This window comes from Paenibacillus sp. FSL R7-0297, from assembly GCF_038009025.1.
Lineage (GTDB): Bacteria > Bacillota > Bacilli > Paenibacillales > Paenibacillaceae > Paenibacillus_AQ.
Map to the genome: position 1 here is coordinate 5,585,117 of NZ_JBBPAQ010000001.1, position 14,494 is coordinate 5,599,610.

At 52.5% G+C, this 14,494-nt stretch carries 17 protein-coding genes; 1 reads left to right on the top strand and 16 read right to left on the bottom strand.

All coding sequences use genetic code 11. The features are described from left to right. Nucleotides 1–49 precede the first annotated feature (49 nt). From MKZ24_RS24595 to MKZ24_RS24630, 8 genes are read right to left on the bottom strand one after another with little or no spacing between them, the layout of a single operon-like run. Nucleotides 50–922: an SDR family oxidoreductase gene (locus MKZ24_RS24595; protein WP_340787703.1), complete on the bottom strand. Its 873-nt coding sequence runs from the start codon at nucleotides 920–922 to the stop codon at nucleotides 50–52. A 30-nt stretch (nucleotides 923–952) separates the two neighbouring features. Further along, the gene (gene pgsA, locus MKZ24_RS24600; protein WP_340787705.1) at nucleotides 953–1,540 is read right to left on the bottom strand and encodes a CDP-diacylglycerol--glycerol-3-phosphate 3-phosphatidyltransferase; all 588 of its coding nucleotides are present in this window, start codon (nucleotides 1,538–1,540) and stop codon (nucleotides 953–955) included. Between the two features lie 31 nt (nucleotides 1,541–1,571). Beyond that, complete coding sequence (locus MKZ24_RS24605) at nucleotides 1,572–2,723, bottom strand: GNAT family N-acetyltransferase (protein WP_052416288.1); 1,152 nt, start codon at nucleotides 2,721–2,723, stop codon at nucleotides 1,572–1,574. After that, nucleotides 2,720–4,027 (bottom strand): F390 synthetase-related protein, encoded by a 1,308-nt coding sequence (locus MKZ24_RS24610; protein ID WP_445324197.1) that lies wholly within the window; start codon nucleotides 4,025–4,027, stop codon nucleotides 2,720–2,722. Before MKZ24_RS24610 ends, MKZ24_RS24605 begins: the two co-directional genes overlap by 4 nt. A gap of 5 nt (nucleotides 4,028–4,032) precedes the next feature. Further along, a complete protein-coding gene (locus MKZ24_RS24615) occupies nucleotides 4,033–4,887 on the bottom strand; it encodes an MBL fold metallo-hydrolase (protein WP_340787708.1) in 855 nt (284 codons plus the stop codon). Continuing rightward, a complete protein-coding gene (locus MKZ24_RS24620; protein ID WP_042235415.1) occupies nucleotides 4,884–5,876 on the bottom strand; it encodes an NAD-dependent epimerase/dehydratase family protein in 993 nt (330 codons plus the stop codon). The genes MKZ24_RS24615 and MKZ24_RS24620 overlap by 4 nt, the downstream gene beginning before the upstream one ends. Then, nucleotides 5,873–7,102: an ATP-grasp domain-containing protein gene (locus MKZ24_RS24625; RefSeq protein WP_340787710.1), complete on the bottom strand. Its 1,230-nt coding sequence runs from the start codon at nucleotides 7,100–7,102 to the stop codon at nucleotides 5,873–5,875. Before MKZ24_RS24625 ends, MKZ24_RS24620 begins: the two co-directional genes overlap by 4 nt. Beyond that, entirely contained in the window at nucleotides 7,092–8,093 is a 1,002-nt protein-coding gene (locus MKZ24_RS24630; RefSeq protein ID WP_340787713.1) for a beta-ketoacyl-ACP synthase III, read from the bottom strand. The genes MKZ24_RS24625 and MKZ24_RS24630 overlap by 11 nt, the downstream gene beginning before the upstream one ends. A 302-nt stretch (nucleotides 8,094–8,395) precedes the next feature. Here MKZ24_RS24630 and MKZ24_RS24635 point away from each other — a divergent pair, with 302 nt between their 5' ends. Next, a complete protein-coding gene (locus MKZ24_RS24635) occupies nucleotides 8,396–9,184 on the top strand; it encodes a hypothetical protein (RefSeq protein WP_340787716.1) in 789 nt (262 codons plus the stop codon). A 14-nt stretch (nucleotides 9,185–9,198) separates the two neighbouring features. Here the strand turns inward: MKZ24_RS24635 and MKZ24_RS24640 are convergent, their stop codons facing one another. The 8 genes from MKZ24_RS24640 to MKZ24_RS24675 form a co-directional block, all read right to left on the bottom strand. Continuing rightward, nucleotides 9,199–9,990: a lipid II flippase Amj family protein gene (locus MKZ24_RS24640; RefSeq protein ID WP_340787719.1), complete on the bottom strand. Its 792-nt coding sequence runs from the start codon at nucleotides 9,988–9,990 to the stop codon at nucleotides 9,199–9,201. Nucleotides 9,991–10,111: 121 nt separating this feature from the next. Then, nucleotides 10,112–10,501 (bottom strand): ribosomal maturation YjgA family protein, encoded by a 390-nt coding sequence (locus MKZ24_RS24645; protein ID WP_231637848.1) that lies wholly within the window; start codon nucleotides 10,499–10,501, stop codon nucleotides 10,112–10,114. 75 nt (nucleotides 10,502–10,576) lie between these two features. Then, nucleotides 10,577–11,053, bottom strand: a complete 477-nt coding sequence (locus tag MKZ24_RS24650) for an NUDIX domain-containing protein (RefSeq protein ID WP_042235404.1) — start codon at nucleotides 11,051–11,053, stop codon at nucleotides 10,577–10,579. Nucleotides 11,054–11,106: 53 nt separating this feature from the next. Next, complete coding sequence (locus MKZ24_RS24655) at nucleotides 11,107–11,565, bottom strand: DUF4362 domain-containing protein (RefSeq protein WP_042235402.1); 459 nt, start codon at nucleotides 11,563–11,565, stop codon at nucleotides 11,107–11,109. Nucleotides 11,566–12,045: 480 nt separating this feature from the next. After that, a complete protein-coding gene (locus tag MKZ24_RS24660; protein WP_231637847.1) occupies nucleotides 12,046–12,630 on the bottom strand; it encodes a putative ABC transporter permease in 585 nt (194 codons plus the stop codon). A 603-nt stretch (nucleotides 12,631–13,233) separates the two neighbouring features. After that, a complete protein-coding gene (locus tag MKZ24_RS24665; protein ID WP_039297241.1) occupies nucleotides 13,234–13,422 on the bottom strand; it encodes a hypothetical protein in 189 nt (62 codons plus the stop codon). A 251-nt stretch (nucleotides 13,423–13,673) separates the two neighbouring features. Further along, nucleotides 13,674–13,847: a hypothetical protein gene (locus MKZ24_RS24670; RefSeq protein WP_179093583.1), complete on the bottom strand. Its 174-nt coding sequence runs from the start codon at nucleotides 13,845–13,847 to the stop codon at nucleotides 13,674–13,676. 90 nt (nucleotides 13,848–13,937) lie between these two features. Beyond that, on the bottom strand, nucleotides 13,938–14,480 hold the full coding sequence (locus MKZ24_RS24675) for a hypothetical protein (protein ID WP_042235399.1): 543 nt from the start codon (nucleotides 14,478–14,480) through the stop codon (nucleotides 13,938–13,940). Nucleotides 14,481–14,494 lie beyond the last annotated feature (14 nt).

Consider the following 14,494-nt stretch of genomic DNA (forward strand, 5'->3'; position numbering starts at 1 on the left):
CGCAATCCTCCTCCTTGGTTTGCATCTCCCTGCCATTTCAGGCTGTCATTCATTTCATCGCGCGCAGTGACCTTGCAATTATGCCTTCCAGCACCTTCCAGGGAAGCAGCATTTTACTCAGCATGAGGACCCGCGAGCCTTTGCCGACCGGATAGCGCAGTTTGGGTGCGCGCTTCTCTGTAATCCGCCCGATCAGCTCAGCAACCTCCTGCGGATCCGGTGCTGTATCAGCGGTCCGCCGGGAGTAACGCAGTATCTCCTCCAGCCTGGCCTGGTAAGGAGAGCCTTCGCTGCTATGGATGCCGGCAATACCTTTCCCCCAGATAGGCGTGCGGAATGAGCCGGGTTCAACCAATACAACGCGGACGCCAAAAGAAAGCATCTCCTGCCGCAGGCTCTCGCTGAAGCCCTCCACAGCAAACTTGGAGGCGGCATACGGCGCATATCCGGGAAAACCGGTCAGCCCGCTGACACTGCTCACGTTGATAATCAGACCCGCACGCTGCATGCGCATGATGGGAAGTACCCCCTTGGTTACTGCTATCAGGCCGAAGAAGTTCGTCTCCATCTGCCGCCGCCAAGCTTCCATGCTTACTTCTTCCACATAGCCGCCTACAGCAAATCCGGCATTGTTCACCAGCACATCAATTCTTCCGAACAGCTCAGTAACCGCGTGGATCGCTGAAGCAACTGAAGATTCATCCGTCACATCCAGCGTCATCAGATGAATACGCTCCAGAACACCGGCCTGTTCAGCCTGCTCTACAAGCTCGTCTTTGCGGTTCAGATCCCGCATGGTGGCGATTACCTTATAGCCTCTGCGCGCCAGCGTAAGTGCAGTCAGCAGCCCGAAACCGCTGGAAGTGCCGGTGATCAGCGCAATTGGATCATGACCGTGGGGCAAGTTTGGAATAATGCTCATATTGCAGCTCCTTTTATAGATAAGTGATGTTCAATGTCCAAGCTGCAGTAATAGATAGTTGTTCTTAATATAGTTATAACCGGAGTATACAGTCATGGCCAAAGCTCCATACAGCAGTGTCTGGCCGACCGGAAAAGAAGTGAACAGGCTGAACGGAGCATTATTCAACAGGATTGCCGAGAAGGCCGCAACCTGCAGCACCATTTTCCACTTGCCGTATCTGTCAGCTGAGAGAGCTATCCGTTGCGCTGAAGCGGCGATCCGGATGCCCATCATTATTATTTCCCTCGCCAGGATTACAAAAGCAATCCAAGAGGCGATCAAATGCAGGCTTACCATCAGGATCAACGCAGCAGCAATGAGCAGCTTATCTGCCAGAGGATCAAGCAATTTTCCGAGATTTGTGATCTGATTATATTTTCTTGCGATATACCCGTCCAGCTTGTCCGTTAAGGAAGCCACTATAAAGACCAAGGCCGCATAAAAAACACCATGTATTTCAAGATGCAGCAGGATCACCGATTTGCTGATTAACGCTTGCGGATAGATAGGAAAGAGTGCAATGAACAAAGGAATCAGTAGTATCCGGAATAAGGTGATACGGTTAGCGAGATTCATTTTTTGCCTCCTGACGATTCATTGATCCAGACTACAGCTTCAGCTTCTGAATCAGCGGCATGCCGATCCGCCGGAGCAGCAGCTCCAGAAATGACCAGCCGCAGCGGTTCAGCCAGGTAGTACCCCGGTCATATACAGCAGAAAATTCTATAGCAGCCACCGCTCCCCGGTTGCGCTTGAACTGGCCTACACCGGAGCTCTCATGCAGCAGTAGACTGCGGCTTCCGGCAAGCCCGATCAGAACGGCAGACAGCATACGGTAGAGTCCCACAGACTGGGGCAGAGCCGTGTCATAGCCGAAGAGCGGCGCTGTCATTGCGCCATCCCGCTCATAGAAGCCAAGTACCGCATCCAGCCTTCCTTCCTGTCCTTGCCGCAGCCCATAGACCTGCAGCGTCCCCCGCTCCAGTGCCAAGGCAATGAAAGCTTCTGTAAACTGCGGGTTATACGCCGAATACTTGTCAATGTACAGCAGCCTGTACAGCTCCACAATCCGGGGAATATCCTCTGGTGTAATTTCAGCCGGGGATACTTCGGTGTACCCGTGTTTGGCCAGCAGACTCCGGTCGCGTTTAACGAGCCATCTGGCTTTGGAGCCGGCGCTGTTCTGCTGCAGCAGATAAATCTGCCGGCTTGGCACCAGCTTGCAGCCGTACCCGCGCAGACTGCCGATGAGGTCTCCTGAAGTCTCCATACTGAGCGAGCGGTAGATAATCGTATAGCCGGGATAGGCTTGACGGAGATACTCCAGTAATTCCGTCAGCTGCCCGGCGCTGAGCGCAGGATAGAGATTGGTGGACAGCAGCCAGTTATTAACTTGAATCACCCGGTTGAACCTGCCTTGCCTCAGCAGCCAGCCCATTCCCCTTAGCATGATTGACAATGCGCCTTCAAGCATCCGGTTGTTCAGCAGAGCAAGCTCCTCACGCGCATAACTGACGTAATGCGTATAAGGGGAACACACATATGAATTATCATAATTGCCATCATTGACTGTAACCGGAACCGGGATCCCGTCCACAGTCAGCACCTTAACGATGGTATGGACGTTGGAGATATAATATTCCGTTTCCCGTTCCAGCAGCGGAATAATATAATCGCGGGCATACCGCCCATATTCTGTATCCGGCCACTCCAGCTGATCCACCGAATGGCGGTCATATTGAATGACTCTGCTGTTCACAGCTTCCAGCCCCTCTCCACCCGGCGCAGCTTCTGCCTGCCGGGGGTGAAGCTGTACGCTGTGAATTCCAGCTGCGGAGGAATGCAGGACAGCCGCGTGAACAGACGCGACAGCTCGCCGGCAATCAGCGGCTCCATATCTTCCGCGCTGCCCGGCCGTGTGCGGTACGAGATCTCCAGCTCAAGCAGGCTATGCTGGATAACCCGGTAATGCTCAATTTCTGCAGAGGCTGCCAGCACTGCCCGGGTGATGAAATCCGGAAATACCGTGACCATTTGGCCGTCTGAAGCATGCGGCAGATACAGGATATCGTCACAGCGGCCTTCAATCCGCTCGATCGCTGTAAACAGCGAACCGCAGGGACAAGGCTCAGCCGCTTCGGTCAGAATATCATTCAGCCGGTAGCGGATAATCGGCTGCACGGATCTGGAGAAATCGGTCACAACCGGTACGAACCGACGGGATTCCTTATCAAGGATTTCTTTTTCAATATGTACGATGTCCTCATTGAGATGCAGTGTCCCATGACTGCAGGTGGAGCCAAGAAAGCCCTCAGTGCATTGATATGCCTGATGCACCCTCTGCCCGAAAGTACGTTCAATATGCTGCTGGTCCAGCGGGTCCAGCACTTCAGCTACAGCGATAATTCTACGCGGCTGCAGATTCAGAACGCCTGAATGCTGCGCTTCAGCCAGCAGTCTCAGCATGGAAGGCGGCGCGATCCAGATATCCGGCTGATACTGCTCCATCCGGGCCAGGAGCTGCGGAAGCGGCTCCAGCAGGTCGAAGTACTGGAACTGCAGACGGCCCTGCTTCACAGATTCGTACAGATTGCTGTTCGCCCGCAGGAAAAAGGCAATCCGCGCACGTCTCCACAGTCCTCCAGGCAAAAGCTTGGCCAACACGGTGCCTGTCCAGGCTGCCTGTTCCTCTTCTCCGACCAGAAAGATTCCCCGGCTGCCCGAGGTTCCCGAGGACAAACCAACCGTGACGCCTTGAAGGGTAGGCTTGAAATCCCTGCTGTTCTCCGCATCATAGGCTTCGGCAAAAGCCTGTTCCTTCGTAATGCCCACCGTATTCAGATCATCGAAATTTTCCATCATCAGTGACTTCTCTATCACAGGAAACTTCCGCCATACAGCCGCCGGAATGCCTCCCCACAGCTCCCTGTAGAACCGGGAGTTCTCCCTTACCTTGTCCACATGGCGCCGGATGCGCAGCTCCTGCCACTGCTCCAGCACTGCGCGGTTCTTCCAGCGCCGGCCCCATTTGGTGAGAATATAATGTGTTATGACTAGCCTCATCCGCTTCATTTCACACTTCCCGTTCCCCAGAGCGCAAGCGCCTCGCGGCAATGGCTCGGTACGATCCGGATGTCCGGAAACCGCTCATGGATCTGGCGCAGCCGGTGGAAATTCTGTTTGTACTCCGCGCGGCTGGACATAATCAGGCCGGCTGCCGGATGCGGCTTGCGGTTCTCGCGGAACGCCCGGCTGGACCAGACCGTATCCGCGCAGAGCAGATAATCATGTTCCCCGGTGGAGACGAACATGCCAATCATACCGGCGGCATGGCCTGACATCTCCACCGCCAGCAGACTTCCGTCTCCAAGCAGATCATACGCCTCCGTGAACGGAAGTCCGGCCGGCAGCTGGCGCGTAGCCGAATACTCATCTACGGGCAACGAACGGACGTTGAAGTCCTCTGGCAGCAGTCCCGGCAGAAATCCTGCCTTTGTTGCCCGGACCGGACCCAGTCTGCTTACGGCATCGTATGATTTACGCAAATAGATAAACTTCGCCTGCGGGAAATCCTGCACCCCGCCGATATGATCCGCATGGAAATGCGACAGCACAACATAACGCACATCCTCCGGAGCAATCCCGCCTTCCTGGAGCCGCCGCGCAGCGCTCTCTTCATCTGTATACACTACTGGCGTAATCCGGCGGTAGAGTGAGGCCGGCAGACGCGCCGTTTCCTGAAAGAACCGGGCACTATACCCCGTATCGAACAGGATGGGCCCATGCTGCGGATGCCGGATCAAGGTATAGCCTGCCGGGAAAAGAGCGGGCTTAAGGGAACCCCCCCGCAGCGTCAGCAGCTCGGGATGCAGGCAATATCCTGCAGACAATATGGATAATTTAACTGGTATCTCAGTAATCATTGCTGTTCCCTCCACCATTCCGCGAAGGCACGAAGACCTTCATCTAATGTCACGCGCGGGTGATAGCCAAGCTGCTCCTTGGCCTCCGAAATATCCAGCGTCTGGGAGATTCCCAGCGCGGCTGCCGAATAGCGGGTGAGCAGCGGTTCTCCCAGGAACGGCAGCAGCCTGTGTATGCCTTCCATCATCCCCGCAGCGGCATAAGCGGCGGCATACGGCAGCCGCCTGGTGTGCAGAGGAATATCAAGCAGGGAGAACAATCTGGTCACCAGATCCCTGAACATGACCGGCTCACCATTGGTTATGTTATAGGCCCGCCCGGACGCAGAGAGCGGGGCTTCGCAGCAGAGCAGCATGGCATCAATTACGTTCTCCACACAGGTGAGATCGATCCTTGCTGTTCCGTCATTCATCAGCGGAACTCCCTTGGTCTTATTCGCTGCCAGCAGCCGCGGGAAGAGGGCATTGTCCATCGGGCCGAAGATGGCTCTTGGCCGGAGCATAAATGCCGTAAGCCCGCTTTTCGCTACCTGCTCCACTACCTGCTCAGCCATAAGCTTCGTCGCGGCATAAGCATTGGCCGGCTTCCCGGGCAGCGGGTCACTCTCCCGGATTCCAACGCGGTGAAGCTGGCTGGAATACACGCTTGGTGTAGAGATATGAATCAGCCGCCCTACACCCTGCCGCTTGCATCCCTCGGCAATATGGCTAGTCGCTTCCACGTTGCATGTATAGAACTCCCGGTATTTCCCCCAAGGCGAAGACAACGCAGCACAGTGGAATACGAAATCCATCCCCTGACAGGCGCGGTCTGCTGTGTCAGCATCGCGCAGGTCCCCGGGGAGGAATACCGCTCCTTTCTTCTCAAGCCGCCTCCCAAGCTCCGGATTCCGTCCCTGCCCGTAGACCTCCCAGCCCAGCTTAACCAGTCTGCTTACTGTATGCTGCCCGAGAAAGCCGGTCGCCCCTGTCACCAGTGCTTTTGTCATCCTTCACCATTCCATTCTATGTCTTCTGTCAGCGCCTCTGTAATTGAAATCCGGTGCCGCCAAGCCGTCTTCTGCGCGGCATAGACCACACGGAACTGCTCGCGGAAAGGACGCTGATCACCCTTCCGGCAGATTACATCCTCTGCCCCGCGCAATGCCCGCCGCCAATTGCTCCAGCCTCCGCGCCCCGGCTTCAGTCCGCAGCCGAGCATGGGCAGAGTCAGCATAGCTCTTCGGTCTGAGCGCGGAATCAATACTTCGCCAGTCTGCACAAGCATACCGGGGTTCAGCAGAGCCTCCGTTAGCCCATCCTCCGGAGTGAACAGATGAATCCCGCTGGTCGCACGCGGATTGCATTCAATCGGATACAGAATTCCATCCTCCGCCTCTATGAAATCAAACCCGATCTGGCCGCTGAAGCTGATAGCTCCGGCAAACCGCTGCACCCACTCCTGTGCCGCAGGATGTTCAAGGTGCTCGAAATATACACTCGCACCGCTCCGGCCCGTCCGGTACCTGCTGTCATACGCTGCATGCGCGACTACCGAGCCTTCATGCACGATGCTGTAAGTGCAGACTGCCTTGCCCTTGATATACTGCTGAGCTACCCAGGGTGCAGCAGCGGAAATACCAGTCGGAGGAGAGATTTGTCGCTGCTTCTGGCTCCGGCACCCTGCGGCATCTCCGCTATCAGGCAGGATCACTTTAGAGGCAAACCGGGAAAAGGCCGGTTTATAGACCTGCTGTTTACCGTCCGCCGCAGCAATCTCTTGGGTCCGGTGCCACTCGGCAGCGCTGCTGATTAGGGTAGTCTCCGGGACGGCAAATCCAAGAGAGCGGACCCAGGCAATGAACTCCCCCTTGTGATGCAGCTGCGCCAGGATCTCACGGCAGGGAGCAAGCACACGGCAGGGAGCAAGCACACGGCAGCCGGTTATATGCTCAAGTCCAGCAGCGATATAGAATATCTCTTCGCAGGTGGGAATTAGACAGCTAATATTTAATTCCTCCGTTAATCCGGCGAGCCGCTGGATATAAGCCTGTGGCTGATGCCTCGGAGAAGGCACAAGGAAGCTGGCCTCGACAGCGGAGGACACCCGGCACAGATGATATTCAGCGCTTTCCGCAACGAAGACCCGGTGGCCTGCTGCCTTTAACAGCCTTGCCAGCTCCAGGGCTACCGGGGCGCGTCCGCCGGTAATCAGAATATTCTGATCAATAGTCAATAATCATGCCTCCCAAAGACAACCCTGCCGCTGTACCAATCAGCATAATCCGGTCTCCGCGGGTAATCCGGCCCTGCTTAATCGCTTCATGCAGTCCCATAGGTATAGAAGCCGCAATGGTATTGCCATGCCCTGCTGTATTGTCGAGGAACCGTTCCTCGGCAATTCCCAGCTTCTTGCGCAGCAGCCGCATAGCCATGGCACTGCCCTGATGAGGAATGACCAGACGGAAGTCATTCATCTGATTACCCGTAGCTGTCAGCATTTCACTGATGAAGTCCGGAAGCAGCTTCGAAGCCTTGCGGAAGATGGCCTGCCCGTCCATATGGAATAAATACGGCACTGCATTCTCGGCAGTGAATTTCTGGGCATGCAGCCTTGTGCCGCCCCCGGCGATTTCCGAATAACGCGCGCCGCTGCTGTAGGTTTTGAGTGAAGCATGAAGAATTCCCGAGACATCACCGGCCTCCGCCGGACCAATAACAACTGCCGCCGCCCCGTCACCAAACAGTGCCGAGCTCTCCTTATCCTCCCAATTGAGCCCTGCCGATGCGATTTCTGTAGCAACCAGCAGTACATTCTTGTATCTTCCCGCTTCAACCATATATGACATAACATCAAGACCTACCAGAAAACTGAGGCAGGTCGCATCGATATCAAAAGCCGGAACGCCGGAATCTGCCTGTCCCATCGCCTGCTGAATGAATACTGCCGTACTCGGAAGCGGCTGCTCCTTGGTCCCGCTGGTACAGACCAGACAATCGATATCCTCAAAGCTTAAGCCTGCATCGGCCAATGCCGCTTCCGCAGCTTTTGCACCCATCATAGAAGCAGTTTCACCTTCACCGGCATAATGGCGGATGCCAACTCCGGTTATTTTATTAACCCAGCCCGGAGGCGTGCCAAGTACAACATCAAGCTCCGCATCACTAATCTCGCGTTCCGGCAGATATTTGCCTGTACCTTTTATTTTCACATGTCTAAGTTGCATCCTGCATCCCCTATTCCTATGAGTACCTAGATGTCGAACTTTATATATTATTGTAAACTATAGATATATTCTACTAGATTTCCTGGCCAAGTCATATAAAAAGAAGCATTCCACGAATAAGAACTAACGTTCTTTATTTTCCTTGACTATCCATTCCTTCAGGGTTATACTAAATGAACAATAACACACGCTAAGCGGGAGAAGCACCTCGCAGGATCGGCAGTTCATGCCTTTCTTGGGGGTGCTTCTTTGTGTCCTATGGTGTTGTATTATCAAATTAATGATGACAGGAGCGGAATGATATGTTTAAATTCACAAGTTTTACCAGAGAGTTTGTAAAGAGAATCACGGTTATGCTGATCCTGCTGACACTTTGGCCTGGTGTTGCCCCCCAGGTTTCTGCTGCCTCAGACTGGGATTCAGCGCTGGATGAGATTCACAATCTTTATACGGATTATACGGAACTGCAGGTAGTGTTAAAGTCGGAAATTCAGCGGAACCAGGAGCTGCGCAAGCAGAATAATACGGCGCTCACGGCGGTTAATGCCAAGCTGAAATCCACAGATGCCGCCCAGCTTGCCAAGCTGCGTGCTGCAGCCGAAGCCATGCAGAAGAAGCATGCACCCGTGCTGGAGCAATACACTTCACTGGGCAAACAGGCGGCAGCTGCGCGCAAGGCCAATAACCTGAAGAATGCCACGCTCCTTGAGATCAAGCGCAATAAGCTTAAGGCGGCCGCAGTTGCAGCACGGGCTGAGGTGAAGGTCACAACCTCTGCACTAGCAGAAGCCAAGGCGCTTACTGTTGCAAGAAATAAGCCGGCTAAGGATGCCCTTGCACCCGTTGCAAACCTCAAGAAACAGATCACCGCCCAGAACAAATTGTTCTCGGCAATGCAAGCCGAGAGAAGCGAAGCCGACAAAAGCTACAAAGCCGCCGTCAAGGCGGGAGATGCCACCAAGGCCGCGGCTGCGATGAAGCTCTCTTACAGCAAAATGGGTGAGATACGTACAATGGCCGGACGTATGTACAGCTGGGAACAGCAGATCAGCACAGCCATCCATTCCGCAGAATTGAAGCTGCCTAAGTAATTTGTCCCTCAGAATCAGATCAGCTTCACCAGCCAGCAAATGATGTGGGCTCCCGGAACAAGCAGTGCTTGACCGAGCAGTGATCCCAGAAAGCGTGAGCCCATCAGCAGAACATAGATTTTGCCCAGCTGATCACGGTATTCCACATTCTCCGTCGCCTTATGGGTAATGATCCCGAGCTGCGGGTCGATGAACACCGTCAGCAGGATCGTCGCTAACCCGTTAATCAGACCCGAAGCCTGGGAGGCAGTTGTGCTTAAATCAGGCATTAGCTTGGCTGCATACATGGAGGATAACACCCCAACGGTGTAGAACGCCGTTACGAATATATTCATTACGATGAATCGTTTCGGAATACCCAGATAGCGGAAGCTGCGCAGCCTCACCTTCGGCCTGCGGATATATTTCCGCGTATTCTTGAGCTGGCCGACGGTTACACTGGTCAGGAGCTTCGGAATAGAGCCTTCAATCTCAAGCTTGGAGATGATTCTTCCGAACAGCCCTACGAAGGTAGGAAACAAGGCAATGGCTATCAAGGTGCCCAGTGAAGAAGCCAGCATAATAATCCGCAGATAATTGAGCAGCGGAAAGCTATCGTCTATTTTGCCATAGTCTACGAATTTGGCCGTTAAGGGAGCCTGTACCATATTAGCCGTTCTGGAGACCAGCACGATAATACCGGTCAGGGATAAGGCGATGGCGATCTTGTTCAGCTTCACTCCGGCAAAACGCACCGAATACGATAACGTCTCTGCTGTGTGAATGATCAGGGTCAGCAGGCATACCACGATTAAACTGTTCGTCATTTGCAGTTACTCATCTCCAAATCAGGCAGCGTTCGGCTGATTACAGGCATTCTCATTCCAAATTATTACATACCTGCATCGCCTCACTTAATATATATTCTTCCTCCTGTATATTCCAGAATCAATTTTGTAAGATTTGGTCAATTACATAGCAGAACAGAATTCCAGCCGTATACCGGACCAGATCAATCCAGAGGAAACCCTGGCCCAGAATCAGTCCGCCTGCTGTTGTCGAGCGTACATGTATAATCCATTCCGCCTGATAGAGCTGGCTGAACTCAACCCCGAAGCTGAAGCACAGGCTGAGCATAAGCGACAATCTTAGCGGATACCGGGTCAACAACACGCGGAAGGCAAGGTAGATCATCCCTGCCCAGATCGCATCCCCAAAGTGTCCGCTGACAAAGCGCGGCAGCTGGTCACCATATACCCTGGTCCCAAGGCCCAGCATAACAGCGAGCAGTACTGCGCCGCAGTAGATCAGTTTGGATCTTATTACCGGATTATGCAATGAAATTACTCCTTTGTATTGAAACTGCTGAATCCTATGGGAACAATATCTTCATTTTGCTTAAATGGCAGTGCTTTACTCAAAAATAACTTTCCGTGTATCAGAGGCATCGCTCACAAACAGCTTCGGGGGATACGGGATGGCTAACTCAGGCAGTTCATCTTCCTTGAAGAACTCCAGCTCTTCCGCCTCCCCGTCCATACTTCTCAGATGTCCTTTGACGATGACGCATTCAAACACAATCACCGTGTACTCCACCTGATCACCATTTATATATTCATATCTGTATTTCCCGCCGCCAAATACGCCGAGGATCTGTTCAGGTGTAACCATCAGACCCGTCTCTTCGAACACCTCTCTGCGGAGCGCTCTGGATGGTGTTTCTCCAGGCTCGACCGCCCCTGCGGGCAGCCCCCACAGCGTTTCATCTTTCTTGCGGATCAGCAGAATTCTGCCTTGTTCATCCCGCACTACCGCCGCTACTGAAGGCTTCATTAATAACCCGTTGCCGGTCTTGCCGCGCAGCTCCCGGTAATATTCAGACATTGGCATGAAGATTCCTCCTAAGATTGATTTAGCATTTTATTATAACCCTTCATTCCGGCCTAAAGCTCATCCTTGCGAAAAGAAACCGGATTAACCTTGAAGTCTTCCGGCTGATTCTCACAATCAGACAATTCTACCCTGTAGAATTCTTCGACCTCCGTAAGCTGGATCTCCTGGCAGACATATTCTATTTCCCCATTGTACCCGGCTCCGTCCCGGCTGCTATCCACCGTCCAGTGCAGCACCTTACCGTCATCATATACATCATGAATAAACGGTCCGCTATCGACGCCCCACCGGAGCATGGTAAGATTATCTCCCTTGCCTTCCTTAAATCTATGTATCATTTCTCTAATTCTGTCCAAATCCAGCTGATCAAAATGCGTAATCAAGTTAAGCTGATCTCTGGCCAGAGGGACCGGCTTATTGATTTCGCGTATCCATAACCCTGCGAGTAAAACTATAATCAGCGCTTCCAGAATGATCACAGCCGGATAGTATTTCTTGAATCTCTTCATATTCCCTCCCGCTCCGGGGTATATTAGGCAACCCGTATACCTCTATATTTGACACGGTTGTAAGATATTCCTTGTCTGAGCGTCATCCGAACAGCTCCATAACGCAGTCCACTTCTTATATTTACGGATAAAAATATTTCTTAAGTCTTAAGGTTATCGTATGATTGCAGCTAAAAAATCAAATCAATCTGACGAGGAAAAAGGTGACTGAAATGAAACGTAAGATTGTAATCAAAACAAACACGAAGTCCTCATTACCCTCCGGCATTAGTATAGAATTCATGGATTATCTGTTTCAGGTTATGAATGAATATGATCAAACCTTAAAGGGACTTAAGAACAGATAAGAGTGAGTTCTTTTTCATCCTCAGCAGAAATAGGCCAACCAAATTACTCTGGCTGACCTATTAACACATACATCCCCGGAGAATCATCCGGAGAATCATCCGGAGAATCATCCGGAAATGTCTCCTAGTCTAATCATCCCTCACCAAGCTCCAGCTGCTCCGTAGGATCCAGCTCCCTCAGCCCGCGCCGACGGGTACGGAAAGTCCAAAGCAGATCTGCCGAGAATAGCAGCAGGGCCAGCGGAATCAACGGTGTCCATACCTGCTCAACATGCAGATACAGGAAATGCACCAGCGGCTGCAAACCATAGATACAGGCAATAGACAACCCCCACCAATACAACGAGAATTTCAGGCAGATATGTCCCTGCAGCTGATAGGGCATTCCCGAATAATCCCACCACTGCTTACGAAAAATACCCTTGAGCAGCCAGCCGCTGACAAACTCAACAGCCGACGGAATAATCAGGGTAAGCATCAGGAATACAGGAAGCGGAAGCCCAATACTCTGTCCCGTCAGCAGCAGCAGCGGCGCACAGCCGTACATGGGTTTAAACGGCCCCTTCAAGAATCCTTCTTTGCGAAAAGCACCTGCACTATAGAGGTTATAGCTGCCTTCAAGCACCCAGCCCAGAAAAGAGTATACAGTAAAATAGAATAAATACGGGCTTACAGCTGCCAGTGCGCTATAACTATCTTGCAAAAGTATCATTGTCATTGTAGTCGGTCCCGCCTCCAGCCCCAGTATTTCACTAATGGGAGCTAGTATGCCTCCGAGAAAGGGAGGTTATGACGGTAATTTCTGGCGGTCCTCACACGAACAAAATCACCCTAACGGGTGAATCAGCCCGAGCTATGCAGCCTGAGCAGCTGATGTAGATTTTAAGCCATCTCACATTGCTCTATTCTGAATGCTTTGTTTGGGGCAGCCTCCGGTAAAATCAGGGGCACTTTTGCTCCTCATTCCCTCCTGCCGCCCACTTTTGGCGGATTCAGGGGCACTTTTGCTCCTCATTCCCGCCTGCTGCCCACTTTTGGCGGATTCAGGGGCACTTTTGCACCTCGTTCCCGCCTGCTGCCCACTTTTGGCGGATTCAGGGGCACTTTTGCTCCTCGTTCCCGCCTGCTGCCCACTTTTGGCGGATTCAGGGGCACTTTTGCTCCTCGTTCCCGCTTGCTGCCCACTTTTGGCGGATTCAGAGGGATTTATCCCTATTTCGTATACAAAGAAAAAGCTGCAGGGTTCCGGTTAGGAACTGCAGCCATTTTTATAGGAGTTAATGATTTAGAGCCGAATAACGACCACACTAGCCTTCAGAATTCATTCTTTATGCTGCTGTTCTCTCTGCATCTGCATTAAGGGCGGACCTTCCTCACGCTGGCTTCTCAGCGTTTCCAGCTTCATGTCGCTTCGCACACCGAAGCTCGATCCGTACTTTTTCTCGAGGTTGCCTGTCAGGGCATCACCGCGCTTTTGCCGATACCGGCCGTTCTCGTTCCGACTACGCATACTAGGTTTCCTCCCCGCAATTTGAATTGCCTGAGACCTGTGAACCTGCGATGATCTGGAGAATCAAGACGTGATGAGGCTGTACTTTCCTATAGTATACATTATTTACTAAACCAAGCTCAATAAGCCCTTTCGCGCAGGGCGCAAAACAAACAAAAACCGGATGCCCCTCGCAAGGAAAGCATCCGGCCTCTGTGAAAAAACTCTGTCCCTAAGGAAAAGTCTCATACATACGAAATGCAGTTGCCGCTCTAATTCTTCGGAAGGGGGTCGGGATGAGCAGATTCAGCCGGTTTGGCGACCCAGTCATCGGCTTCCGGTTCAATGTCTACACCATTTTCCATCTTTTTGCGTTCCGCGAGTGAATCACCGTCTTTATTCTCTTTGTTGCGGATGTCTGCTTCATTCTCGATATGATCTGGCATCTGAACTCCTCCTTATGCAAGCTGTGCAGGTTTTGGATTACTTAGTTATAGTTACCCGTTGACCTATTTTGCAAACATTTTGGCTGGAGGTTATTTCACCCGGCGCTCCCACTGATCCTGCCAGACTGATTGCAGGGACTCATACTGCTGAATCGCTGTGTCCCTGTCTGCTGACGGATAGCTGAGAATGATGCTGTCATCACCAGGATCATCTTCCCCGTAAATTGCATAATAGAAGCTGTTACTTTCATAACCGGGAGACTTCTCCCCCTTCTGCAGAGCAAGACTCCATGTCTGAAATCCGGAATCTGCAAATACCTGACCCAAAAGTTTATATTCACCTCCCGCGTCCTCCCGAGCACAGATCATGAACCCCCGCTCCGGATTCAAATCACAGTATTTATACTGAACCCCGTTAACAGCGAGCTTACCGGTGTAAGAATGGGTTTTTTCGGCATACGCACCTTTCAGTGTTACAGTCACTGTCTTCGCATAACCTGCCTCCTGCAGCTTATAGGCGGTAACCTGCATTTCCTGCTCCAGCCGGATTACCTTGGGTGCACTCAGGAAACCGTAAGCAATAATTCCCGTCAGAACAAGTACGGCAATACAGCCGTAGAGCCATTGTCTCAACCCGTCACACATCC

What these genes read in the sequence shown, in the direction of transcription:
- MKZ24_RS24650 (WP_042235404.1), bottom strand. Translation starts at nt 11,053, where the DNA reads ATGCCAATGTCTGAATATTACCGGGAGCTGCGCGGCAAGACCGGCAAC.
- MKZ24_RS24610 (WP_445324197.1), bottom strand. Translation starts at nt 4,027, where the DNA reads ATGAGGCTAGTCATAACACATTATATTCTCACCAAATGGGGCCGGCGC.
- MKZ24_RS24620 (WP_042235415.1), bottom strand. Translation starts at nt 5,876, where the DNA reads ATGACAAAAGCACTGGTGACAGGGGCGACCGGCTTTCTCGGGCAGCAT.
- MKZ24_RS24630 (WP_340787713.1), bottom strand. Translation starts at nt 8,093, where the DNA reads ATGCAACTTAGACATGTGAAAATAAAAGGTACAGGCAAATATCTGCCG.
- MKZ24_RS24660 (WP_231637847.1), bottom strand. Translation starts at nt 12,630, where the DNA reads ATGACAATGATACTTTTGCAAGATAGTTATAGCGCACTGGCAGCTGTA.
- MKZ24_RS24670 (WP_179093583.1), bottom strand. Translation starts at nt 13,847, where the DNA reads ATGCCAGATCATATCGAGAATGAAGCAGACATCCGCAACAAAGAGAAT.
- MKZ24_RS24615 (WP_340787708.1), bottom strand. Translation starts at nt 4,887, where the DNA reads ATGATTACTGAGATACCAGTTAAATTATCCATATTGTCTGCAGGATAT.
- MKZ24_RS24640 (WP_340787719.1), bottom strand. Translation starts at nt 9,990, where the DNA reads ATGACGAACAGTTTAATCGTGGTATGCCTGCTGACCCTGATCATTCAC.
- MKZ24_RS24655 (WP_042235402.1), bottom strand. Translation starts at nt 11,565, where the DNA reads ATGAAGAGATTCAAGAAATACTATCCGGCTGTGATCATTCTGGAAGCG.
- MKZ24_RS24595 (WP_340787703.1), bottom strand. Translation starts at nt 922, where the DNA reads ATGAGCATTATTCCAAACTTGCCCCACGGTCATGATCCAATTGCGCTG.
- MKZ24_RS24665 (WP_039297241.1), bottom strand. Translation starts at nt 13,422, where the DNA reads ATGCGTAGTCGGAACGAGAACGGCCGGTATCGGCAAAAGCGCGGTGAT.
- MKZ24_RS24635 (WP_340787716.1), top strand. Translation starts at nt 8,396, where the DNA reads ATGTTTAAATTCACAAGTTTTACCAGAGAGTTTGTAAAGAGAATCACG.
- pgsA (WP_340787705.1), bottom strand. Translation starts at nt 1,540, where the DNA reads ATGAATCTCGCTAACCGTATCACCTTATTCCGGATACTACTGATTCCT.